This window comes from Terrisphaera buseokensis, assembly GCF_047521145.2.
In the GTDB taxonomy this organism is placed as follows: Bacteria; Verrucomicrobiota; Verrucomicrobiia; order Opitutales; family Opitutaceae; genus ER46.
This window is the reverse complement of the sequence record NZ_CM134186.1, coordinates 1,483,356-1,508,049: the sequence shown is the minus strand read 5'-3', so window position 1 is coordinate 1,508,049 and position 24,694 is coordinate 1,483,356. Positions and strand designations below refer to the sequence as shown.

The 24,694-nt window shown below is 66.4% G+C and carries 14 protein-coding genes, 1 tRNA gene and 1 pseudogene; 6 read left to right on the top strand and 10 right to left on the bottom strand.

Going from position 1 to position 24,694, the window contains the following annotated elements; genetic code table 11:
* Nucleotides 1-19 precede the first annotated feature (19 nt).
* On the bottom strand, nucleotides 20-451 hold the full coding sequence (locus ACLJEU_RS05475) for a VanZ family protein (protein ID WP_414660573.1): 432 nt from the start codon (nucleotides 449-451) through the stop codon (nucleotides 20-22).
* 270 nt (nucleotides 452-721) lie between these two features.
* Here ACLJEU_RS05475 and ACLJEU_RS05470 point away from each other — a divergent pair, with 270 nt between their 5' ends.
* A complete protein-coding gene (locus ACLJEU_RS05470; RefSeq protein WP_414660574.1) occupies nucleotides 722-1,024 on the top strand; it encodes an STAS/SEC14 domain-containing protein in 303 nt (100 codons plus the stop codon).
* Nucleotides 1,025-1,084: 60 nt separating this feature from the next.
* Here ACLJEU_RS05470 and ACLJEU_RS05465 read toward each other — a convergent pair whose 3' ends face one another.
* The 5 genes from ACLJEU_RS05465 to ACLJEU_RS05445 all read right to left on the bottom strand — a co-directional run bounded on the left by ACLJEU_RS05465 (nucleotide 1,085) and on the right by ACLJEU_RS05445 (nucleotide 8,682).
* Nucleotides 1,085-2,527, bottom strand: coding sequence for a DUF1501 domain-containing protein (locus ACLJEU_RS05465; RefSeq protein WP_414660575.1), 1,443 nt, complete (start codon nucleotides 2,525-2,527; stop codon nucleotides 1,085-1,087).
* Nucleotides 2,517-5,444, bottom strand: coding sequence for a PSD1 and planctomycete cytochrome C domain-containing protein (locus ACLJEU_RS05460; RefSeq protein WP_414660576.1), 2,928 nt, complete (start codon nucleotides 5,442-5,444; stop codon nucleotides 2,517-2,519). Before ACLJEU_RS05460 ends, ACLJEU_RS05465 begins: the two co-directional genes overlap by 11 nt.
* Entirely contained in the window at nucleotides 5,441-6,988 is a 1,548-nt protein-coding gene (locus ACLJEU_RS05455; protein ID WP_414660577.1) for a sulfatase family protein, read from the bottom strand. Before ACLJEU_RS05455 ends, ACLJEU_RS05460 begins: the two co-directional genes overlap by 4 nt.
* Nucleotides 6,989-7,245: 257 nt before the next feature.
* On the bottom strand, nucleotides 7,246-8,118 hold the full coding sequence (locus ACLJEU_RS05450) for a BRCT domain-containing protein (protein ID WP_414660578.1): 873 nt from the start codon (nucleotides 8,116-8,118) through the stop codon (nucleotides 7,246-7,248).
* A 487-nt stretch (nucleotides 8,119-8,605) separates the two neighbouring features.
* A tRNA-Pro gene (locus tag ACLJEU_RS05445) sits at nucleotides 8,606-8,682 on the bottom strand.
* Nucleotides 8,683-8,907: 225 nt separating this feature from the next.
* Here ACLJEU_RS05445 and ACLJEU_RS05440 point away from each other — a divergent pair.
* Nucleotides 8,908-9,693, top strand: a complete 786-nt coding sequence (locus tag ACLJEU_RS05440) for a sugar phosphate isomerase/epimerase family protein (RefSeq protein WP_414660579.1) — start codon at nucleotides 8,908-8,910, stop codon at nucleotides 9,691-9,693.
* A 293-nt stretch (nucleotides 9,694-9,986) separates the two neighbouring features.
* Complete coding sequence (locus tag ACLJEU_RS05435) at nucleotides 9,987-14,498, top strand: pectinesterase family protein (RefSeq protein ID WP_414660580.1); 4,512 nt, start codon at nucleotides 9,987-9,989, stop codon at nucleotides 14,496-14,498.
* Between the two features lie 286 nt (nucleotides 14,499-14,784).
* Here the strand turns inward: ACLJEU_RS05435 and trhA are convergent, their stop codons facing one another.
* Together trhA and ACLJEU_RS05425 are read right to left on the bottom strand one after the other, a co-directional pair.
* A complete protein-coding gene (gene trhA / locus ACLJEU_RS05430; RefSeq protein ID WP_414661066.1) occupies nucleotides 14,785-15,477 on the bottom strand; it encodes a PAQR family membrane homeostasis protein TrhA in 693 nt (230 codons plus the stop codon).
* Nucleotides 15,475-16,302 (bottom strand): annotated as a pseudogene (locus ACLJEU_RS05425) (TrhA extension/companion domain-containing protein); the annotation flags it as partial. The pseudogene ACLJEU_RS05425 and the gene trhA, both read right to left, overlap by 3 nt.
* A gap of 298 nt (nucleotides 16,303-16,600) precedes the next feature.
* Between ACLJEU_RS05425 and ACLJEU_RS05420 the strand changes: the two are divergent.
* The gene (locus ACLJEU_RS05420; protein WP_414660581.1) at nucleotides 16,601-18,058 is read left to right on the top strand and encodes an alpha/beta hydrolase family protein; all 1,458 of its coding nucleotides are present in this window, start codon (nucleotides 16,601-16,603) and stop codon (nucleotides 18,056-18,058) included.
* A 131-nt stretch (nucleotides 18,059-18,189) separates the two neighbouring features.
* On the opposite strand, the gene ACLJEU_RS05415 is transcribed toward ACLJEU_RS05420, so the two are convergent.
* A complete protein-coding gene (locus tag ACLJEU_RS05415) occupies nucleotides 18,190-19,176 on the bottom strand; it encodes a DUF6807 domain-containing protein (RefSeq protein WP_414660582.1) in 987 nt (328 codons plus the stop codon).
* Between the two features lie 103 nt (nucleotides 19,177-19,279).
* A complete protein-coding gene (locus tag ACLJEU_RS05410) occupies nucleotides 19,280-22,378 on the bottom strand; it encodes a DUF6298 domain-containing protein (RefSeq protein WP_414660583.1) in 3,099 nt (1,032 codons plus the stop codon).
* A gap of 329 nt (nucleotides 22,379-22,707) precedes the next feature.
* Here ACLJEU_RS05410 and ACLJEU_RS05405 point away from each other — a divergent pair, with 329 nt between their 5' ends.
* Together ACLJEU_RS05405 and groL are read left to right on the top strand one after the other, a co-directional pair.
* Nucleotides 22,708-23,004, top strand: a complete 297-nt coding sequence (locus ACLJEU_RS05405) for a co-chaperone GroES (RefSeq protein WP_414660584.1) — start codon at nucleotides 22,708-22,710, stop codon at nucleotides 23,002-23,004.
* A 48-nt stretch (nucleotides 23,005-23,052) separates the two neighbouring features.
* Complete coding sequence (gene groL / locus ACLJEU_RS05400) at nucleotides 23,053-24,672, top strand: chaperonin GroEL (protein WP_414660585.1); 1,620 nt, start codon at nucleotides 23,053-23,055, stop codon at nucleotides 24,670-24,672.
* Nucleotides 24,673-24,694: the final 22 nt, after the last annotated feature.

Below are 24,694 nucleotides of genomic sequence, written 5' to 3'. Positions count from 1 at the left end.
GCGCGGACGGCCAGGGCGTTCAGCGGGCGTCGACCTGCCGCCGCGACCACACTGGAGTTTCGAGCAGCCGGCGGTACCAGCCCCATTGCGTGTAAAGGCCGATGGCGAGCGCGGCGCCCAGCGTGTCCGCCACCCAATCCGCCGAGTCGCTCATCCGGCCGGGCACAAAACTCTGGTGCCATTCGTCGGATGCGCCGTAGGCGGACACCACGAGCAGCGACACGCCCGCCGCCCGCCAGCCGCCCCCGCGAATCCGGCAGACCAGCGTGCCGAGCAGACCGTAGGCACCAAAGTGCGCGAACTTGTCGTCAACCCGGGTAAAGCCCGGTGAGGCGACGTGCGATCGGCTCGAGGCGAAGAAAATCAGCAGGGCGATGGCGAGCGGCCACGCGACGCGGCGCACCCAGTACGCGGGGCCGGAAGCGCGCGCCGGGCACGGCGTTGCAGCCAAAGGGACGTGAGCAGGGATTTGCGCCATTCGCAGCCCACGCTGAGTGGCGGCCGGGGTGAAATCAAACCACGAACCATCGTCGCGAAGTCCCCGTGAATGACCCGCGGGGACGCTTCGGCCGGTTGTTACTTGTAGTCTTCTTCCTACCGCCTATACGAACTTCACCCCACACGGATCTTGCGCCCCCCGACCACACCACCTCCGCCGTTTGAAATTTCCTTTGATCCCGACCGTCGCCTCCTTCACGTCGTCGGAAGCGGCGTCCCGTCCTTGGCCGATCGCGTTGCGTGGGTGAACCTGGTCGTGGCCGGACGCGCCCGCGGATCGGGCATCGATGTGCTGATCGACGTCTCCCAGATCACGACGATGCCCGAGGCCGAGGAGTGCGGCCACATCGTGCGATTGATGGAAAAGCTGCAGCAGCACCTCGGTGGGCGGGTTGCGATCGTAAATGCCCGGGCGGGTCACGCCACGACCTCCCATCTCATCGCGGCCCACGCCGCCTCCGGCGAAATCCGGGCGTTCACGGACAAGACGCGCGCCCGCAACTGGCTGGCGAGCGGCGTGGATTAAGACGCAGCGCGCCAGCCGCAGACATTTCGCCCCGCCGCGGTCCGTGGGAGCGAAGCGCCTTCAAGCGATCAGTTCCTTGATCACTTGCCCGCCAAACTGGCTGAGCTGCTTGAAGCGGCCGGCGTGGTAGTACGTAAGCTTGTTGTCGTCGAGGCCGAGCAGACGCAGGAGCGTGCAATGGACGTCGCGGACATGGTGGACCTGGTCGACCGCGGTCATGCCGGTTTCGTCGGTGGCGCCGATGGTGTGCCCCGCTTTCACGCCGCCGCCGGCGAGCCACATCGTCATGGCCTGCGGATTGTGGTCGCGGCCGTAGGCGGTGCCGCCGCGGACGCCGTTGTCGGGGGTGCGGCCAAACTCGCCGCACCACACGATGAGCGTGCTATCGAGGAGTCCGCGTTGTTTGAGATCGGTGATGAGGGCGGCGATGGGCTGGTCGACGCCGCGGACGAGATTGCCGTGAGCGCGCTCGATGTAGTCGTGACTGTCCCACGAGCCGTTATAGAGCTGCACGAAGCGCACGCCTTTTTCGACGAGCTTGCGGGCGAGGAGGCATTTCCGGCCGAACGAATCGGTGCTGTCCTGCCCGATGCCGTAGAGCGCCTTGGTTTTTTCGTCCTCCTTGGAGAGATCGAGCGTCTCGGGCACCTGCATCTGCATGCGAAAGGCGAGCTCGTAGTTGTCCATGCGCGCGGCGAGTTCGTCGAAGCCGGGGCGATCGGCGGCGTGACGGGTGTTGAGCTGCGCGATGAGATCGAGGTTCCGGCGCTGGCGTTCGGGCGTGACGCCGGCGGGGGGCGAGAGGTCGAGGATCGGCGAGCCTTTCGCGCGGAGCGGCGTGCCCTGAAAACTCGCGGGCAGGTAGCCATTGCTCCAATTCGCCGCGCCGCCCTGCGGGTAGGAGACTTCGGGCAGCACGATGAAGCCGGGGAGATCCTGGTTGAGTGAGCCGAGACCGTAGTTGACCCAGGCGCCGAGACCGGGGTCGCCGCCGAAGCGGTTGCCGCAGTTCATCTGATACATCGCGGTCGGGTGGTTGACGCTGTCGACCTGGCAGCCGCGGTAGAAACAGAGGTCGTCCGCAACCTTGGCGAGGTGCGACCAGTTGCTGGCCATGTCGGCGCCGCTCTGACCGGCCTTGATGAACTCGAACGGACTGCGGACGTAGTAGCGTTTGCCACTCTCCATCGCGGATTTTTGCTTCCCCTCGCGCGTGAACTCCTGGAGATGGAGTTTCGCGAGCATCGGTTTCGGGTCGAACGTGTCGAGGTGCGATGGGCCGCCCTCCATCATGAGAAAGATGCAGGCCTTCGCCTTGGCGGGAACGTGCCCGGGCTTGGGCGCGAGCGGATTGGCTTTCTCGGACGCGCGGGCGTGCGACGAAAGCATCGCGGAGAAAGCGACGCTGCCGATGCTCGCGCCGAGACTGTAGAGAAAATCGCGGCGCGTCGGGGCGTGCAGGGCGCGGCTCCCGGCGCAGGGGAAAAACCGGTTAGTCGACATACGAAAATTCGTTGGCGTTGAAGAGCGCGAGGCACACGTCGGCAAAGGCACGCGTGCGGAGCGGAACATCGGCCGGTTGCAGATCGGGCACGAAGTCGGCGTAGGCGTGGAGTTTCTCCTGGAACGCGAACTTTTCGCCGGTGTTTTCCTCGACGGCGTCGCGGCGGACTTCGAGTGGCAGCGCAGACTTGGCGGGAACGTCAGCGGCGATGAGCGCGGTGATGCTCTGCCAATGCTTGAGGCAGGCGGTGAGCTCGGCCGCGGTTGGCGCGCGGGCCAGTGCGAGGGCGAACACTCGCGCGACGGCCGCGTCGTCGGTTTTCGTTTCCGCGATCGCGCGGGCGGCGAGCGCGAGGGCGCGGGCGTGGCTGGCGGCGCTGTTGAAGAGGCTGAAGACCTGCGGCGTGATCGTGGAGGCGTCGCGTCGCTCGCAGGAAAAATCGGGCGCGGGCTGATTGAACACCTCGAACGCGGGGTCGGGCAGGCCGCGGATTTTCAGGGCGTAAAGACTGCGACGGTGACGCTGGGCCGGCAGCGGATTCGGAATCCACGCGGAGGCGAAGGTGCCCATGACTTGGCGCGGCTGGAGCGCAGCCTCGAGGTTCATCTCGGGGCGGTTGGGGATGCCACCGAGCGTGCGGTTGAGTTCGCCCGTGGCGGACAGCATGGCGTCGCGCAGTTCCTCGGCCGTGAGACGGCGCGGCGCAAACGCGGCGTAGCTCGTGCCGGCGGGATCGGTTGCGGCGAGCAGCGTGCGGTCGGGATGCAGCGAGCCGCGACGGTAGGCCGCGCTCGTCATGATGACGCGGTGGAGCTGCTTGAAGGACCAGCCTTGCTCGACGAAGGTGGCGGCGAGCCAGTCGAGCAGCTCGGGATGCGTGGGCTTCTTCCCCGTGCTGCCGAAATTATTGGGGTTGCCGGCGAGCGGCTGGCCAAAGTGCCAGAGCCACACGCGGTTCACGATCGCGCGGGTGGTGAGGGGATTTTCCGCGCTCGCTACCCACGCGGCCAACGCGGACCGGCGGCCTTCGATCGTGTCGGGCACGGGCGTCTTGGGCGCGACGCCAATGGCGCTCAGCACCCCGGGCGACACTTTTTCACCGAGCGCGAACGGATCGCCGTAAGTCAGAATGCAGGTCTGCTCGAGCTCCCCCTCGGTCATGCGGTTGGCGGGCATGCGCAGCGGATTGAGGACGGCCTTCAGCTCCGGCGTGCGACCATTGTAGACGGCCAGGGCGACGGGCTCATAGCGGTCGAGTTCCCACTTGAGGCGTTCGAGGCCTTTGCGCGCAACGCGTTCGTTGCCGTAGTCCTCGGGACTGAAGCCGACGAGCTTCGGCGGAAACTGATCTTCGGGCACCTTCTGGCGCGTCAGCGCCGCGCGGGCCAGATTGAAAACGCCCTCGAACTCCCGCCGCTTGCCGCCGCGTTCCTGGGTGCGCGCCTGCGCCACGGCGGCATTCCACTTGCCGGGGTCGAGGCCTTTTTCCTGAAACCATTTTTCGGCCGAGGCGAGCAGCTGGACGTCGAGGCGTCGCAGCGTCGTGAGATAATCTTCGCGCCGCGGTTCGAGGTATTTCTTTTCCTCGAAACCCGCGACGTTTTCCTCCGGCAGGAACGCCGCCGGGCGCTCCGCGAGCTGCGTCGTCGCGAACGTCGCCTGGAGGGAGTAGTAGTCGCGCGTCGGCACCGGATCGAATTTGTGATCGTGGCAGCGGGCGCACTGCAGGGACTGAGCGAGGAAGGTTTCGCCGACGCTGTTGGTGACGTCGTCGAGGAAACGCTGGCGCGCCACCTTCGCGACTTCCATCCCGGTGAGTTCCCACGGTCCCATGCGCAGAAACCCGGTGGCGATCAGCCCTTCGGCGTGGAGCGTGGCGGGTGCGGACGAATCGGCGAGTTCGTCGCCGGCGATCTGCTCGCGGACGAAACGATCGTAGGGTTTGTCGGCGTTGAAGGCGCGCACGACGTAGTCGCGGTAACGCCAGGCGTTGCCGCGCTCGAAGTCGTTGGCGAAACCGCTGCTGTCGGCGTAACGGGTGACGTCGAGCCAGTGCTGCGCCATGCGCTCGCCGTAGTGCGGGCTGGCGAGGAGGCGATCGACCAGATTGCGGAGTGCGGATTCCGGATTGCGGATTGAATCAGCCTCGAACGCAGCGACGTCTTCCGGCGTCGGCGGGAGGCCCGTGAGATCAAACGTCGCGCGGCGGATGAACGTGCGGGCGTCGGCGGCGGGAGCGGGGGCGAGGCCGGCGGGGAGTTTATGCGCGATGAAGGCGTCGATCGGATGGTCGCTTTGCGCGACCGACGGCACTGCTGGTTTTCGCACCGGCTGATACGCCCACATGCCCTCGGGTTTGTAGCGCCGATGCGTCCAGTCTTCCGACAGGCCGCCGCTGGTTTTGATGACGATGCCGTCTTCGGCCTCCCAGGCTTGAGCGTGCGCGGCCGCAATCTCCTTTTGCTTTGCGGCATCGGGCCACGGCGCGCCGGCGGCGATCCACGTGTGCAGCCACTCGATTTGCTCGGCCGAAAGCCGGTCCGGCTCTTTCGGTGGCATCGGTTCGAACTCATCGCTTTCCCGCTGCACGGCGAGGAGCAGCGGACTTTCCGCGGCTTTCCCGGGGTGGACGACGATACCGTTGTCGCCGCCTGCGAGCATCCCGGCGCTGGTGCGGAGATCGAGGCCGCCCTTGATCTTGGCTTCGTCGTTACCGTGGCACGCGAGGCACTTGTCGGTGAGCAGCGGCTGGATGCGACGAACGAAGAGCACCTCGGCGTCGGACGCGAACGTTCCGAGCGGGAGCCCGCACAGCAGGGCCAGAAGGGGTAGCGAGCGGGGCAGGCGCACGCCGAACTCAACACCGATTTTTCGCCCGATGCAAAGACCGGATCGACGGGCGCGGACACGAATCATGGATTGTGGTACTGCGTGAGATCGGTGGTGGCGGTCCGGACGGTGCCGGGCGGCGGCCCAGGCGGGGCCGGCACGAATTGCATCGGTCGCGAATCGCGTTGCAGCGCGGCGTCGAAGGCCCGCGCGCTCGCCGTGAGGCGCGCCACGACGTCGGGGTGTTGCGCGGCGACGTTCTGCTTTTCGCCGAGGTCCGACTCCAGGTCGTAAAGTTCGGGCGCGGCCAGAAGGCGGTGCTGGTTCTCGAAGACGTTGGGTTGATGATCCCACCACAGGCTCGCCGGACGCGGGTCGGGCCGGCGGTCGGTCGCGAGCATCAGTTTCCAGCGCCCCTCGCGCACGGCCTGCGCCTGGTAGCCGAAATAATGATAGAGCGGCCGCACCGTGAGCGCGGCGGTGCCGAGCAGTGCCGGGGAAATATCCCGACCATCGAGCGTGACGCCCGCGGGCAGGGCCGCGCCCGCGAGCGCGGCGAATGTCGGCAGGAGATCGAGGTGGGAAACCACGTCGCGCACGTCACCGCGCGGGGCAATGCGACCGGGCCACCAGGCGATGAACGGAATGCGCACCCCACCCTCGTAGGTCGAACCCTTGCCCGCGCGCAGCGGGCCGTTGCTGCCGGCCAGCTGGCGGCCGGGGAAATTTTCCTTCGCCGCCTTCTTGGCCGCGCCGCCGCCACCGCCGCGTCCCGGCGCGCCGTTGTCGCTGGTGAAGATCACGAGCGTGCGGCCGTCGAGGCGCAGCTCGCGCAGGGTGTCGAGGATGACACCGGTGCTCCAGTCGAGCTCCTCCACCGTGTCGCCGAACAGGCCGCCGCGGGATTTGCCGGCGAAGCGCGGCGAGGCGTATTGCGGCACGTGTGGCATCGTGTGCGGCAGATACAGGAAGAATGGCCGGTCCCGTTGGGCGCGAATGAAGGCGACGGCCTGTTCCGTATAGTGGCGCGTCAGCTCCGCCTGATCGACCGGCGACTCGACGACCCGTTCGCCCTCGACGCGTGAGAGCGGCTTGAACATCGAAAGCTGCATGAAGGGTTCGCCGACCTTCCACTCGCGCACGTCGTTGGTGTGCGGCAGGCCGTGGAAACGCTCGAAGCCCTGCGCGGTCGGGCGAAACGGAGCGTCCCACCCCAGGTGCCACTTGCCGATGCAGGCCGTCGCATAACCCCGCGCGCGCAACATCTCCGCCAGCGTGGTTTCGGCGGCGGGCAGGCCGTGATTTTCCGTGGGGAAGAGGACGTACGGCACACCGTTGCGCGCGGGGAGCCGGCCCGTGAGGAGCGCCGCGCGCGCCGGACTGCAAAACGGAGCGGCCGCATACGCATCCGTGAAGCGCACCCCTTCGCGCGCCATGCGATCGAGGCGCGGCGTGGCAATGCTGGTGGAACCGTAGCAACTGAGATCGCCGTAGCCGAGATCGTCGGCGAGGATGACGATGACATTCGGCGGCGGCTCGGCCGCGCGCAGGGCGGAAAGTGCCAACGCGACCAGTGGCAGGCAGAGCAGGGAGCGGCGAACCTGGGTGAACCAAGAGCGAGGGGTCGGCATGGGAATGAGCATGAGCCCTACACGCCGAAGGTCCACCGCGAGCTCGGGGCGTTGAAAGTGCTGGATGCTCGCATCGGCGGGAGGGCTCGGGTGGCAGCGCTTTTTCCTTTTGGTCTTTTGCGTCAACCCGCGATTGCTAGTAGACGAAAATAATTAAGCCATTCCTTCGCCCTGCTACTTCAAAACTTAGACTCAAGGCCGTGCGGCACGCTCTACCAAGCTCTGTCCGCGTCCTATTGCTCCTGAAAACCGAAAAGCTAGAGGTGGTCCACGAAGTGCTTCTCAGAGATAATAGAGAGAGCACCGCCTTTTTCCCGAATCTCTACAGCGCGCTCGATTTTCCGGCCATACTGCGTCGTGAGCCAGTCGCGGCTGACAAATTCTCCAATCACCAAGTAGCTCGTCGAGAAAGTCGGCATCTTGTCTTCGAAGATTCCTCCCTTGGCGACAATTGCAGCCTCAACTTTGCGCCTCGTACCATAAGCGAACTTTCCGGTAGGAATGAACCCGCTGCCGGTAAATGCGACCCTAGGCATGGGATCGTCGAACGGCAATTGCGTGCTCCTATCGCGGGCGACATTTTCCCCCGCTGGCTGCCCTATAATTTGCCGCATTATGTCGGCTAGCTCTTCCCTCTCTTCGTCGGAAACAACTTCGTCCTCGAAGATTCTTTCGACTCGTTGGCGTATCACATCGAACGGCCAACCGTGATTGGCTTCGTCGAACTCAACTGACCATTTCCGGAACGCGATTGCTTCTTCCGTGCTGACCTTACCATCAGCTAAAACCCCAAGACAAATACCTGAAAGCTGATCGAATGTCTTCTCGATATTTCTAACAAGATTGCGTGCTGGAATACGCAAAGGCTGCCCATGCTGGTCGAGCGGCATTCGCGGCATCGGGCTCTCGAGAGAGTCGATCGCGCGTTCAATTCGCTCCCGCAGATCTTCCAATTCCTGGCCTGTGACCTCTTGGTCGTACTTTATCGCGAGCACGACATTGAGCAGTTTTGAAATGACGGGGTGCGCATTGCTGTTTTGTCGAAGCCACGGCTCGAGTGTCGCCAAGTCCGTCAAATTCAGATGGCGGTTGAAGGGCCGAAGTAGCGCCACAATCTCCTCAGAGGACATGATCACCGAGGATTGAAGGTCGGTCCGATAATTGCGACATTAAGATGTGTCGCTTGCCGCCTTCGCAGTTGGAGCAACTGCGAAAGCGACTACTGGATCACACAAATCGACGCTCGGAGTTGTAAGGCGACAAAGTGTCCCGGTGTCGAAATACTGGCGGCTAGCGGCAAACCGAGGATGACGAATCGAATTTGAAACTCTGCGTTCCACGAGCGACAAAGGACCAAGGAATATCAACGATTTTTCGAGCGAACGTGCTGAGGCCATTTGGGAAAACCCTGCGCGGTCGGGGAATTTTCGATCTAACAGCGTACCCTAATCCCCGCACAACCCGACACACCCACGCGCCCGTCTCCGCAATGCTTAATGCGCCTCATGTCGCAAAGGCTTCGCAACCGGTCAATCTCGCTCAGTCTTTCTCCCCCGCTTGACGCCTCGGATAGACACAAAAAAGCGCATCGTGTCGTCACGATGCGCACCGGGGAAATGGTCGGGCTGGTGAGATTCGAACTCACGACCTCTTGCACCCCATGCAAGCGCGCTACCAGGCTACGCTACAGCCCGAACAAGGAAGGGTCACAAAGACCCGCGCCTCCCGGCGAGGCAAGTGCTTTTTCTCAGGGAAAAAGAGCCGCTGATTTTGGGACCGCGAGCGCCCTCGCTCGCTTTTGAAAACAGGGCGAGCGAGGGCGCTCGCGGTCCCGGCTGCCCCGGCGGTCTCGGCCGGCCCGGCAGGAAATTCCGCTCCGGGCTCGACGCCACCACCCGGGTTTGCAATGCCCTCGTGGCATGCAAATCGGCTTCTGCACGGATCCCGCCACGCTCGCGACGCTGCCCGCCCGTCCGGACTGCGACTTCATCGAGGGTCACGTCGTTAATTTTCTCTCGCCCGAAGCCCCCGACGCTGACTTCGCGCCCCGCGCCGCCGCCCTCCGCGCCTGCGGCTTCCCGATGCCGGCCGCCAACGTGCTGCTGCCTGCCGCGCTGAAATGCAGCGGGCCTGACATCGACTACGCGCGCCTCGATCGCTACGCGCAGACGGTCTTTCGCCGCGCCAAGGAAATCGGGATGTCGCTCATCGTCTTCGGCAGCGCCGGCGCCCGCATGGTCCCGGACGGCTTTCCGATCGCGAAGGCGTTCGAGCAGTACGTCGACATCCTCCGGCAGTTCGGCCCGCTCGCCGAGGAAAACGGCGTAACCATCGTCGTCGAGCCGCTCAACCGCGGCGAGTGCAACCTGGTCAATACCGTGCTCGAAGGCGCCGAGGCCGTGCGCCGCGCCAACACCAACGGCGTGAAACTGCTCGTCGACATCTTCCACATGCTGCGCAACGGCGAGTCGCCCGACGACATCCTGAAAGTCGGACCGCTCATCCGGCACGCGCATGTCGCCGAAAACAAGGACCGCGCCGCCCCCGGTATCAACGGCGAGAATTTCCGCCCTTATCTGCGCGCGCTCCGCAAGACCGGCTACAACGATCGGCTCGCCCTCGAACCGATCTGGACCGACCTCCCGAATCAAGTCGGCCCGGCGCTCAAGGAACTCCGCCAGCAGCTCGCCGACTCCGGGTATTGACGAAACGGATGCGGCAAAATCCCGCTCGCGAATCACGCGAATGGCCGCGGATTCCGGCGGCAGAACCAAAGCCAGCGTCCGCCGTGGCAGCCACCGCGGGCGAACGGTTTTCTAGTTTCAGGCCATCTGCGCGCGTCGGCGCCCTTCGCCGGTCAGCGAGACGACGCGTCCCCTGCGGACAGGTGTCTGCAAGCGCCTTGACTCACCGGTGCAGCCGGCGCTGATTGGCCGTCTTCGCGGCCGGCTTCCCACCTTCGTTGGTCGTTGTGCCGGACCGGCCGCGCAGCACCCCCATGAGTCCCCTCGCCTTCACCCCGCGGTGCGCCCGGCTGGCGCGCACCGTCCTCGCCGCCCTGCTGTTTTCCCTCCTGCCGCTTCACGCCCAGCTCGAGTGGTCGGTCTTTGACGAAACCGCGTCGACGCGGCTCGCCGCGGGCAGCGAGGGGAAAGCCACGGTGGTCATTCCCGCCGGTCAGCGCGCGACGCTCGTCGCCACGAACTTCGTCCCCATTGATTTCACCGCCCCAACGGCGGCCACCGCGGCCGTGACGATCACGTTCAAGGCCAGCGGCGGGCTCTCGGGCATCGGCGGCGGCACGCGCGCCATCGGCTTCGGACTCTTCAACCACGCCGGCACCACGCCGGGCACGACGTTCGTCGACGACGCCGGCTACTTCACCTGGCTGAACGGCCGCAGCACCGGAAGTTTGCTCGAGCTGCGCCGCCGCAATGGCAACGGCCCCTCCGCCAGCCTGCTCAATCCCACCGGCACGTCGTTCAACACTCTCGGGACCGGCAGCGCGGTCCAGACCGTCGGCGCGTTGTCCGACGGCGCCACCTACTCGCTCACCCTGCGGCTCGTGCGCAGCGCCAATGGCGTTTCCCTCGGCACGACCAGCGCCAACACCGCCAACGCCGGCGTCGTGATTCTCGGCGACGGCATCAGCCAGACGGCGTTCACCAATCCGGACACTCCTCCCGCCGCGACGGTCTTCAATGAAGTCGGGTTCATGTTTCTCAACACCACGACGGCGCCCGTCACACTCACCATCGATTCGGTCGCTGGACTGACGCCGATCAATCCGCCCGGCATCGGCACGGCCCCGCAGGATCTCATCGTCAATCCGGGCCAGGCCGGCGCTTTCACCGTCGCCGCCACGGGCACCGCGCCGCTTAGCTACCAATGGCGCAGGGATGGCACGGCCATCGCGGGCGCGACGACGGAGACGCTTGCGCTGGCCAGCGCGCAGTCGGCCGACGCCGGTGCGTACACCGTGGTCGTCACGAATCCCTACGGCACGATCACGAGTCCGGCCGCCCGACTCACCGTCACGACCGCCACGGTCCCCGCCACGATCACCACGCAGCCGGTGGCGCTCACCGTGGCCGCCGGCCAGGGCGCGACGTTCTCCGTCGCCGCGTTCGGCAGCGCGCCCGTCAGCTACCAATGGCGCAAGGGCGGCAGCGCGCTCGCGGGAGCGACCACGAACACGCTCGCGCTGGCCAACGTGACCGCGGCCGACGCCGGCGACTACACCGTGGTCGTCAGCAACAGCGCGGCCACGGTCACGAGCAACGCGGCCACCCTCACCGTCAACACTGCGCCCGTCATCACCACGCAGCCGGTCAACGCGACGGTCGCCACCGGCCAGAGCGCCACGTTCACGGTGGCCGCCACCGGCAACCCAGCTCCGACCTACCAGTGGCAGCGCAACGGTGCGAATCTCGCGGGCGCCACCAACGCCTCGCTCACGATCACCGGCGTCACGCTGGCCGACACCGGCACCTACACCGTACGCATCGTCAACGCCGTCGGCGCCGTTTCGAGTGCGCCGGCCGTGCTGGCCGTGCCGTCGACGATGGTGGCGACGGCGACGTTCCCGGGCAACGGCGCCACCGGCGTGAACATCGACACCCCGCTGCGGATCACGTTCGACCGGACGGCGGTCGCCGGCTCGACCGGACGCGTCCGGATCCACCGCGCGTCGGACGGTGCCGTGGTCGACACGCTCGATCTGGGCGTCTCGCCGCAGACCCGCCTCATCGGCACGCAGACGACGCCGTTTATCTTCCTGCCCGTGATCGCGACCGGCAACACCGCTACCCTTTATCCGCGCGCCGGCGTGCTGGCGTATGGGCAAACGTACTACGTCACCGTCGAGCAGGGTGTCGTGCGCGACGGCCCCGGCGCGTCCTTCACCGGCCTCAGCGATCCCGCCGCCTGGCGTTTCACCACGAAGGCCGCCGGCCCCGCCGCGAACGCGACCGCCGTGACCGTGGCCGCGGACGGCAGCGGCGACTTCTCCACCGTGCAGGGCGCCATCGACTTCGTCCCGCTCAACAACACCCAGCGCGTGGTCATCACGGTGAAGCGCGGGCTGTACAATGAAATCAACTACATCGGCTCAGCCAAACCGTTCATCACCGTCCGCGGCGAGGATCGCGCCGGCACCGTCATCGCGTATCCCAACAACGCCAACTTCAACACGCTCACCGGCAACAACCGCGCGATGTTCTCGTGCGACGCCAACGACTTCACGCTCGAGACGATCACGCTGCGCAACACGACGCCCGCCGGCGGCTCGCAGGCCGAGGCGCTGCGCGGCAACGGCCAGCGGTGTATCGTCAACCGCGTCAACCTGCTCAGCCTCCAGGACACGCTGCTCTGGAACGGCCGGCTGTTCGTCACCGACAGCTACATCGAGGGCGACGTCGACTTCATGTGGGGCAACGGCGCGTGCTATTTCCAGCGCTGCGAGCTGAAGGCGGTGCGCACCGGCTTCTATACCCAGATTCGCAATACGGCCACGACCTTCGGCAACGTGTACGTCGACTGCCGGCTCACCAGCGCGGAGGGCGTGACGAATGTCTTCCTCGGCCGCATCGATCCGAACCCCGGTAATTTTCCGTTCAGCCAGTGCATCTATATCAACTGCGCGATGGGATCGCATGTCGCGCCTGAGGGATGGCGGCTCGACAACGCGACGAGCGCGCCGAACCTGCAATACTGGGAGCACAAGAGCACCGACCTCACGGGTGCCACGCTCGACGTGAGCCGCCGGATCCGCGATTCCCGCCAGCTCACCGAGGCCGAAGCCGCCCTCTGGCGCGATCCCGCCCGGGTGCTCGCCGGCTGGGTCCCGGAAATCGCCGCCACGATCGAAACGCCACCCCCGGTTCAATTTGTCCGCGCCGGATCGGTCGCCCGGCTGACCGTCACCGCCAACGGCGCGCCCGCACCGACGCTGCAGTGGTACCGCAACGGCACCCTGCTGCCGGGCGCGACCAACGCCACGCTGCTGCTGCCCAACGCGCAGTCGGCCGTCGCCGGCACGTACACGGTCACCGCCACGAATTCCGGCGCCACCGTGACGAGCACCGGAACCGTGCTCACCGTCGAACGCGCTCCCACGGCAGGCACGTATTTCGGCACGCTCGGCGGCAGCGCGACCGGCACGTTTGCGCTCCTCCTGCGCGACAATGGCACGGGCGTCTTCCTCGCACAGAGCGGTGCCAACCTGCTGGTGGCCCGGAACGTGACGCTCACCGTGAACGAGCGGATTCAATTCTCTCCGCAAACTCCCGGCGGCAGCGCCGTGCAGGTCCTCGCCGAAGGCACAGTGGACCGCAGCAAGGGCACGGTCACGGGTGCATGGGGCGGCGTCACGTTCAACGGCGCCCGCTCGGACGGAAGCGCCAACACCGCTGCGCTGGCGGGTTACTACGCCACGGGCGTCACCGGCGGCAGCGCCACCGCCACCTTCATCGTTGGCAGCAGCGGGCAGGTGTTTGTCCTGACGCAAAACGGAACCGTCTTCGACGCGGGCTCCGGCACGGTAAACGCAAGTGGCGCGGTGAACATCCGCACGGCCGGCGGCGCGACGGTCACAGCCACGATCGCTGCCGGTGGCGCGTCCGCGAGCGCCACAATTGCGCCTGCGACCGGCGCCGCTTTCACCACCTCCGGCAGCAACGACAACGCGGCCGACGCGCTGCGCTTCCGCCAGTTTTCCACACGGGCACAGGTCACGCCGACGACGCCGGCCATCGCCGGCTTCGTGGTGACGGGCGACGACCCGACGACCGTGCTCGTCCGGGCCGTCGGTCCCACCTTGGCGGATACGTTTGCCGTCACCGGTGCGCTCCCGAATCCGCGGCTCGAGCTCTTCCGCGGCAGCGCGCTGCTCGCGAGCAACACCGGCTGGTCGACGGCCAACAACGCGGGCGACATCGCGCGCGGGGCCGCGGGGTCGGGCGCGTTTCCGCTCCGTGCCGCCGTCGCCGACTCGGCCATTCAGATCACGCTCGCACCGGGCACGTACACCGCGGTGGCGGGCAGCGCCAGCGGCGCGACCTCGGGCAGCGTGCTCGTCGAGGTCTACGATCTCACCGGTGGCAGCGCCGGCCAGCGCCTCGTGAATCTCTCGACGCGGGCTGCGGCGGGCGCGGGCGCCAACGCCCTGATCGCCGGCTTCTTTGTCTCCGGCGATCAGCCGAAACGCGTCCTCGCCCGCGGCGTCGGTCCCGGGCTCGCCGGCTTCGGCCTTGGCGGCGCGCTCGCCCGGCCGGTGATCTCCGTTTATCGCGGCAACACGCTCGTGGCCGTCAACAGCAGCTGGTCGACCTCGGCCGACGCTGTCGCCATTGGCAGCGCGGCAGCCGAGGCGCGGGCGTTTCCATTCGCAACGGGGAGCGCCGATGCCGCATTGCTCCTGCATCTCGCGCCCGGACTCTACACGGCGCAACTCACGAGCGCAGATGCAGCCGCCGGCGCTGGGCTGATCGAGATCTACGAAGCGCCCTGAACGACGCTCGGCGCTCGTAGCCACGGCTAAAGTCCAAAGGCAAAGAGCGATTGGTATTATCCGGGGCGCGAGCGCATAACCAGGCGACCACGCCAAAAATCCAGCTATTACGGGCTGCTGGTATCAGCACTCGCACGCGCAGTCTCAGCTGAACGTGGCCGCTGAAGGCGGGTGTCCTCACCCCGCCTACATCAGCTACCGGCTACGTTCGTTCTCACATTGCTCCGAGCGCGCGCTGCCCCTGCTCAATCGCCCGGATGGCCAAGACCGAACGGCCTCAGAAGTATCAGGTCGTCTGCGGGGTCAGGAAAAGCAACACGGCCAGCACGTGGCAGGTGCTGCCGCTCATCACGAAACCGTGCCAGAACGCGTGGTGGTAACGCAGGCGTTTCCAGAGGTAAAACACCACGCCGGCACTGTAGAAGAGACCGCCGCCGATGAGCAGCCAGATGGCCGGGGCCGGGACCGCCATTGCGAGTGGCTTGATCGCCACCACGATGAGCCAGCCGGCAAACAGGTACGCCACCGTGGACGCGATCTGGAAGCGACCGGCGAAAAAGAATTTGAAGGTCGCGCCCGCCACGCAGAGACCCCACACGACGCCGAACAATGTCCAACCCCAAGGCCCGCGCAGATTCGTCAGCAGGAAGGGCGTGTAGGTCCCCGCGATGAGCAGGAAGACCGCCGCGTGATCCAACCGGCGGAAGAGCCAGCGTCGGCGTTCGGAACGCGAGAGATGATACAGCGTGGAAACGGTGTAGAGCACCAGCAGCGTGAGCCCGAACACGGTGAAACTCACGACGTGCCAGGCATCGCCGGCGGCACTCGCAAACACAATCAGCAGCGTGAGCGCCACGACGCTCAGCACCGCGCCGATGCCGTGGGTGAGCCAGTTGGCGATTTCCTCGCCGCGCGTGTACGTCCGCTCGGGAAGCGGGGAGGACTCGTCCTCGCGACTCTGCGCGCGCCGGGCGGTCACGATGTCCGTGGCGACGGTGTCGAGCCAGCGAATGAACCGACGCGGCCGCGGCGCGGTGAAGTTCTCCGCCTTCCATTCCTCGCCGTCGGCATAAATCGTTTTCGGCATCAGGCAGGTGCCGAAAACCCAGTCGGCGACGGGCAGTCCGAAGAATCCGGATACGGACTCGTTGCACGCAATGACGGCATGATGGCGCAGGTGAAAGCTGTACACGGGACGCCAGAACCAGCCGAACGTGCGGTGGGAAATCAACGGCTCCCACTTCGCGAAATCCCAGTGGTTGATGGCGTGCCACACCTCATAAAGCGTGATCGACGAGGTCATGGCGAGGAAGCCGCCCACGAACCACGGATAATTGGGCATGAGCCACTGCAGGAGCGCAAACACCGGCGTCAGCACCACCGAGAACACGGCCAGCGAATACCACGGGAAAAACGATCCCTCACCCTGTTCGGGCTGCGTGATGGGGAACACATTCTCCACCACCATCACCTGGCGTCCGTCCTGCATCGGCCGGCGCCCAATCCGCGTCAGCGCGTGATGCAGCGTGTGCTGCCGGTAGAGGCGTTGCAGCCCGGGAATCACCGGCATGTGCAGCAGGTAGCGATGGAAGAAGAATTCGAAGAAGCACGCCATCATGCTCACAGACGCAAACACTGCCGCGTACTGCCAGGCGGGCGCGATCAGCTGGACCTCCCAGACTGCCGGTGCGATCAGTCGCAGCAGCAGAAACAATCCCGCCAGCGTGGCGGCGACGGTGAACGCGAACAGCGGGAGCGAGAACTCCTCGTGGACGGGTTCGGACGGGAGGGACGGCGATTTCATAGAAAAGGGGAGACGCGCAATCAAACGCAGCCGTGAGCCGCTCATGATGTCGCTGGAGAGAAAGTCACCTTACGCAGCGTGCCGGCTAAAGAAAGCCTGTTTTGCCGAATACCGGGGAAACAAAACGCGGTCCACGCCCCCTCGCTTCGCCATCGCTTCCCGTGCACGCAGTATTCGTTCGCCAGGCAGAGCTTTGCCGTCGCCGACGCCGCCACCTGTGCGGAAGACTGTCCGCCGAAACGGTCCTCCACCCTGACTCGGATCGTTCGTACGTTGCGGCGCACCCCGCGTTCACCCCATGATCATCGCTTCGACCCGCTTTGCATTCCGCTCCGTCATCGCCCTGATCGGAGCGCTCGCACTCAACGTCGCGGCGCAATCGAACGACCCGAAGGAAATTCCAATCCCACCCATCGCGACGCCGCTGGCCAACCTGCCCGGCCCGGGTGCGCTGCCCGAGCGGCGGGAGATGCCGGATGTCCTCGTGCGCAACGACGGCACGCGCGTGACCGCCCGATCCGAATGGCCCGCGCGTCGGACCGAAATCCTGCGCACGCTCGAATACTATGCGGTCGGCCAGGCGCCCGCCGCGCCCGGCAACGTCCGGGGCCGCGTCGTGAAGGAGCAGTTGCTCGCCGACGGCAAGTTCACGTACCGGCTCGTGCACCTCACCTTCGGCCCCGGGGAGAAACTCAGCTTCGACGTGGGCATCTTCACGCCGGCCGGCCCCGGGCCGTTTCCCGTCGTGATTGCTCCGACCGGCACGCCGCCGGGGGCCACGCCGTTGCCGCGTTTGCCGAACGGTCCGACCCAGGGTCGCGGCGTCAACGTGCTGTACGTCGTGGGTGGCGGCGAGCCCAGCGTTGCGTCAGCCAGCAACGCCGCGGTCGGAGGCGATCCGAAGCTTGCGCCCGCCGCGCCGGCACCGACCAAGGGCGGCGGCCGCGGCGGACCGGTCGATCCGGAACGCCTGGCGGCGACGAACGCCGCCCTCGCGCGTGGTTACGCGTATGTGGTTTTCAACAACAACGACTGCGGCGAGGACACGACGTTGCGCAACGTCGACGGCAGCTGGGCGTTTCGCACGACGCGCTTCTTTCCCGCGTATCCCGGCTACGACTGGGGCCTGCTGCGCAGCTGGGCGTGGGGCGTCTCGCGCATCGTGGATTATCTGGTCACCGATCCCGCCATCGATCGCGCGCGGATCATCATCACCGGCGCGTCGCGCACCGGAAAATCGGCCATGGTCGCCGCGGCCTTCGACGATCGCATCGCGCTCGGCGCGCCGGTCGTCACGGGCGGTGGCGGCGTCGGGGCGTTTCGCTTCGCCGGCCCGCGCCGCAGCGAAACGCTTGATGTGATGGTGACGAAGTACCCGAATTGGTTTTCGCCGCACCTCCACGCCTTTCGCGGCCAGCGGGAAAAACTTCCCTTCGATCAGCATTGGTTCCTCGCCGCCTGCGCGCCGCGGGCGTTCATCGCGCTCGAGGGCGACGCCGACACGATCTCGCTCCCGGAAGCGGTGCGGCAGTCGATCCTCGGCGCGAAGCCCGCGTATGCGCTCTTCGACGCCACGCACCGTCTCGGCGTGAACTACGCGCCGCACGGACACACCTTCAACGCCGACGACTGGTCCGCGCTGCTCGACTTCGCCGACCGGCACCTCGGTGGAAAACCCATCACGCGCCGCTTCGATCGCTTTCCCACCGCAGCCGAACTGGACGCCGCGCTGGCCCGCCCGCCTGCGGCGAAGTAGCTGCGGCGGATGGCCCCTGGGACCGCGACCGCCCCCGGTCGCCTCCGGCTGAATTCAGCTCTGGCCCAATGTGTATTCGGAATAATGCGACCGGGGGCGGTCGCGGTCCCAGCCGACCGATCACTCGCCGCTCAGCGCCCCGCCGCGTAATCGGCGTAGCGCCCGGCCACGTTCGCTGCCTTCTCGTCTCCGCTGTGAAAATAGAACCGGTAGCGCAGCGTGAGCGTGCCGCCCGCGGGAATCGTGTAGTCGCCCTTCCCCGGCGGATGTTTGGCCGCGACCTCGAAATCTTTTTGTCCAAACGGATTCGCGGCAAACAGGCCGTAGTCGCGCGCCATCCACCAGGTCGGGTGCCGCACATTCTGCGGATGATCGAAGATCGCGATGCCGTAGGTCTTGCCGTTGCGCGCGGCGAAATAGTCACACCACTCGGCGCGCGTGCCCCACGCGGCGGCGTCGCGATCGCCCCGCGCTGTGACGATGTGACCCGCGCCCGGCACGTCCTGCTTCAGGTATTTATGCGGCATCGTCATCCATTGCGCGATGCGGATGGCCATCGTGCCATCCTTGTTGTCGCCCATCACGAGCGGCGCATCCGGGCGCGCTTGGATCGTCACGTCGTAGTCCAGCATCCGGGCGTCACCCTCGCCGCGAAAACGCAGCGTCGTTTCATCCGTGGCCATGAGCCGGCCGTCCGGCGCCACCCAGCGGTTGCGCACGCGCAAGACCCCGACCGCACCGCTGGTGGTTTCGACGAAGCCATCGTGCACGGTGTCGCCCTTGGGAAATTTCGTGCCGGACGTGCCCTCGTTCCAGAAATCAACCGCGTTCACATTGCTATGCGCAAACATCAGCGCGCGGTGGTGCTTGTGATCGGTCTCCTCGCCTGCGGTCTCCTTCATCGGGAAATCGCGCACCAGCGAGGTGCCGTCCGCCGCGAGGATCGGATAACAGTAGGGCCGTGAGGCTCCCTTGAATACATACTCGGTGAAGAGCTGGCCGCCGACCTCGACGCGCACGCGGTCATCGAGCTTTTTCAGCGTTACGTGGGGAGCCGGGGCCGCGACCGCGACGGAGATCGCGGATGCCAGCACGGACAGGAAAGGCAGGAGTTTCATGGGGAGAAGCGGCCTCAGCTCTTTGGGGTGAGGGCCTGTAGCAATAGATGACAGTGCGGCGCCGGTCGCAAAGCGAATCAGGGATTTCATGGTGGGAATGCGTTCATCGGCGCACGAGCCACGCCACCCACGGCTGCTTCGCCTCCGCCACCGGCGGCGTAAGCGTGACCGGGGCGCCGGCCGTCACGAGTTCCGGCGTCGGTCGCAACCCGCCCGCCGCGGCATCGAGCCACGCCAGCGCGAAGCGTCCGGTCTCCTGCGACATATCCAGCGTCACCGCCGCGCCCGCCATGGTATAGACGAGGTACGCCTCGCCGCGCGCCGCCATGCACCAGGCCGTTGCGGGTTCGTTCCGCACGAGCGCGGCCGGCCGGGTGCGGGCGCGCGCCTCTCGGGGAATCGCCCGCTCGATCGCCGCGGTCAGCGCAGGAAACTCGTCGTTGCGCCGCTGTATGACCAAATCCGGATACGCATCCCGATACTCGCGCACCGCCCGGTAGCGCAACGCCGGCGTGCCCGCGCGCACCGTCTGCGCGAGCCGCTGGAATTCAGGCGCGTTCACGATGTTGCCCGGATAATTCACGCGGGCCTGCAGCGCCGCCACGTCGGCCGCAGGCAGGATGCCGACATTCTGCTCACGCGGCGCCTGGTTGATTCCGCCCTCGATGGCGAACAGCGAGCCGTCGGGGCGATAGAACCAATGGTGAAAATCGATCGCAGTGATCTGCCGGCCACGGACGGGGTCGTCGAGAATCGCATCCATGACCGCCTTCGGCACCTCGAGGGCGATGAAGACTTTCTTCCCGTTCTCCCGCTCCCATTCCGCAATCGTATCCAGCCAGAACTGCACGAACGCCAGCGGGCCGGAATACTCGCGATCGATCGCGTGGACGACGTTCGCGTTGGCCTTCAATACGTCGAGGCAGTGCCGGATGTAGCGGCGGTGGAGATCGCGACGCACGGGATGGGAAATGTCGTAGAACGCACTGCCGGCGGGGTTCTCGTCGGGCATGTCCGTCGCCTGGATACAGTTCACCGGCCGCCATGGAAAATCGACGTAGTGCGCCCGCGTCTCCTGCAGGGCGTGTTGAAAATAGAAGCTGTGCTGCAGGATCCGGCCGTGCCGGTCGCAGAGATCCGCGAACTCCTTGAGGCGCGAAAAATACCACGGATTGAAGCGCGTGAGATCGTACTTGCTCAGCCCGTTCCAGTCGCGCCCCACGCCGCTGCGCGCCCACGGCATTTCCATGAACGGCGGCGTCACGTCGTCCGCGCTGAGTTCAGGCGAGCCGTAGAAGTTGTGGTTGATCCGGCGACGATCGTACCAGAGCCCGTAGTGTTGGTTGAAGACGCCGCCCGCCGGCAGCCGCGCCACCACGTCCTCGAGGATGTCGGTCGCGCCGGGGCCAGTTTCACCCGGGGCAAAGCGCGTGATCGCCGGTCCGAACCCGCGCGCCAGCGGCCGCGGCATCTGCCCGAGATACCACGAGTACCCGGTCGTCCCGGTCCAGGCGCGTTCGCCACCGATCATGAAACGCGCGCCCTCGATCCGGAGCGGCGCGCCGGGTTTGGGCTGTTCGAGCGCCGGAATGTCCGCGGCCGCCAGCAGCGGCGCCGCGCCCGTCGCCGTGGACAGTGACGTCCGCGCCAGCCGCGCGATCGCCGCGGATCCTTTGCGCGCGGCGAGTTGCGCAAGATAAAGACTCGCCGGTGGCACGGCCCCGCCCCGGACGTAATCGCGGAATGGCATCCAGCGCGGATCGTACGCGACGGCGTCATCGACGATGAGGCCCTTGCAACCGTACGCCTGGTTCAAGGCACCCGGCGGGCTCTGCACCTGCAGCTCCGTCGCTTCGCAGTTCCACAGCACGGAGTTCGCCGTCGTCCAGCCGGCACCCTGGCCCGCCATGCCGCGGTTGAGGAAGCGCAGCGCGTCGCCGCGAATGATCACGTTGTCGTACAGCACGCCCGACGCCCAGCTCTCCACCGGTCCGCTCGGTCCCAGCGCTTCTCGCGCGGTGCAGTGCAGAAAGACATTGGGGCCGGGCGCGGCGAACCCGGTCGTGAAATCGCGCAGGCCGCGCTCGCTCACGCAGCGCTGCACCAGCGTGAGTTGCCCGCCGACGACGAAGACGCGCCGCCTGTATCCGCCAAGCTCCGACACAGGATCAAGCGCCGTGCAGTCCTCAATCGTCACCGCGATCGAATCGGCCTGCGCGTTCACCACGCTGCCCACGAAGTGCAGGGCCGTCACCTGCCGCACCCAGGCGTGCTCGACCTGGTCGAGACTCACCGCCACCCAGGCGTGCTCCTCGTCCTTGGGGAAGGCGGGATCGTACGCTGAGACGCACCGCAGCTGTTCGACGCCTACGCGCGCGATGCGCCCGGGAAACTCGTAGCGCGCCACCGAGCCGCCTCCGATTGTCCGGTCCAGTGCCGTGGTCAGCGGTGCGTCCAACGTAATCTCGTCACCGTTCACTCCGGTCACCGTGCGATCCCACGTGAGATCACGGGAGTTCGGCGCCCATTGAATCCGGTTCTCGCTGCGCCAGCCCGGCATCGTGTTCATCCCGATCGCGGCAATCCACGCGGCCGTCGCCGGACGCCGGACGATCACGCGCACTCCGGGCGCGAGGCCCGCGGGATCGGCGACGCGCAGCGTGCGGGCACCGACCGGAACAAACGCATCCGCGACGGCCGTGCGCGATCCTGCGACTTCCGTCCGCGCGCCACGTCCGCCGATCTCAATCAGCGTGCGCCGCGAAGCCGCAGCCGAGACGAGCACGGTGCCGTTCTCCCCCTCACCCGACCCGCGCAACACCACGCCGCTGGTGTGGAGGCGCAGCGTTCCGGCCAACGCATAACGGCCGCGCCGGAGCACGACGGCGCCGCGAAAGCCGTCCGGCCCCGCCGGGATGGCCGCCACGCGATCGATTGCAGCTTGGATCACCCCGTGATCGTCACGACCGCTCGGCGCGACGACCACCGCCGCGGGCACGAACGGAATCGCCTCGCCGCCGCCACCGTAGCCCGCGTGCGAAAAATCAACGACCTGGTTGCCCGCCGCATCCGGGAGATAAACCAACGCACCGTCCGCCGCGCGAAGCGAGAGCGCGGGGCGCGGATCAGTTTCCGCCGCTGGCAGGACCGCGACGATCGCGCAGCAGAACAGACAGCGGAGCAGACGCAGGGGAATCGTCATGGCGGAGGGAAGCAGCGACGGGCGGTGGCGGACACGTGACTGAAAAGCACGGGTGGCAGGACGCAACGCGGCAGATTTCGGTGCGCGCCGCGAATCCGCGCAGCGAGCACTTCTCGTGACCGCGCATAATCCACTCAACGCCGTCGCCCGCGAACCGATTGCCCGACTCGATTGCGCGGCGGCACGATATACTTCGCGTTAGTCGACGGTCGCGTTTAAGATGACCCGACCAGCCGAGAACACGGTTGGTGTCAGTGGGTGATACTCGCTCCTACACCGCCTCCGCTTTGGAGCCCGGCCGCGAAGATCCACCTCGTCCCGCTCCTCCTATGGCTCTTCCCAAAATCCACCCTGTCGGCGATCGCATTCTCATCCAGTACCAGGAGGACAAGGAGCAAATCCGGGGCGGCGTCATCATTCCGGACAGCGCGAAGGAAAAGCCGCAGGAGGCCAAGGTCATCGCGCTCGGCACGGGGCGCAAGGACAAGGACGGCAAGGTCACGCCGTTCGAGGTGAAGGTCGGCGACATCGTGCTCGCCGCCAAATACGCCGGCGCCGAGGTGAAGCTCGACGGCAAGAAATTCACGATCGTCCGCGAGGACGATCTCCTCGGCATCATCGGCTGAGCCGCCCCACCCTCCCGCCCGCAACTCGCTGCAACACCCTTTTAAATCATGGCTGCCAAACAACTCATTTTCGACGAAGTCGCTCGTCACAAGATTCTCCGCGGTCTCGAACTGCTCTCGCGCGCCGTCAAGGTCACCCTCGGCCCGAAAGGCCGGAATGTCGTCATCGACAAAAAATTCGGCTCGCCGACCGTGACCAAGGACGGCGTCACCGTCGCCAAGGAAATCGAGCTGCCCGACCCGTTTGAAAACATGGGCGCGCAGATGGTGAAGGAAGTCGCGTCGCGCACCTCCGACAACGCCGGCGACGGCACCACCACCGCCACCGTGCTCACCGAGGCCATCTTCAAGGAAGGCCTGAAGAGCGTCACCGCCGGCTCGAATCCCATCTATCTCAAGCGCGGCATCGACAAGGCCGTCGAGGCCGTCGTCGCCGAGCTCGCGCGCATTTCCCGCAAAGTTCGCGACCGCGAGGAAATCCGCCAGGTCGCCACCGTCTCCGCCAACTGGGACGACGCGATCGGCAACATCATCGCCGATGCCATGGACAAGGTCGGCAAGGACGGCACCATCACCGTCGAGGAAGCGAAGTCGATCGAAACCACGCTCGATGTCGTCGAGGGCATGCAGTTCGACCGGGGCTACCTGTCGTCGTATTTCGCCACGCAGGCGGACACGATGGAGGCCGTGCTCGAGGACGCGTACGTGCTGATCCACGAGAAGAAGATTTCCCAGCTGCACGATCTGCTGCCGCTCCTCCAGGTGATCGCCAAGGCGGGCAAGCCGCTGCTGATCATCGCCGAGGATCTCGAGGGTGAAGCCCTCAGCGCGCTCGTCGTGAACAAGCTGCGCGGCACGTTGAACGTGTGCGCCGTCAAGGCCCCGGGCTTCGGCGACCGCCGCACCGCCATGCTCGAGGACATCGCCGTCCTCACCGGCGGCAAGTGCATCACCGAGGATCTCGGCATGAAACTCGAGAACATCGGGATCGCCGAACTCGGTCGCGCCAAGCGCATCACCGTCGGCAAGGAAGCCACGACGATCATCGAAGGCGGCGGCAAGTCCTCCGACATCCAGGGCCGCGTGAAACAGATCCGCCGCCAGATCGACGAGACCACCTCCGACTACGATCGCGAAAAATATCAGGAACGTCTCGCCAAGCTCGCGGGCGGCATCGCCGTGATTCACGTCGGCGCCTCCACCGAGGTCGAGATGAAGGAAAAGAAGGCGCGCGTCGAAGACGCCCTGCACGCCACGCGGGCCGCGGTCGAGGAAGGCATCGTTCCCGGCGGCGGCGTCGCCCTGCTGCGCTGCGTCAAGGTCATCACCGCCCTCACGCTCGAAGGTGACGAAGCCATCGGCGCGCAGATCGTCCGCCGCGCCATCGAATCCCCGTTGCGCATGCTCTGCGCGAACGCGGGCGTCGAAGGCTCCGTGATCGTCGCCGAAGTGGCGGCCGGCAAGGGCAACTACGGCTACAACGTCAGCACGGGCGCCTACGAGGATCTCGTGAAGAGCGGGGTCGTCGACCCGACCAAGGTGACGCGGGCCGCGTTGCAGAACGCAGCGTCCATCGCCGGCCTGCTCCTCACCACCGAGTGCATGATCGCCGAGATCGCCGACTCCGCCTCCGCGGGCGGAAATCCCGGCGGCGGCATGGGCGAGTAACCGCCAGGTTTGAACTGCGGCC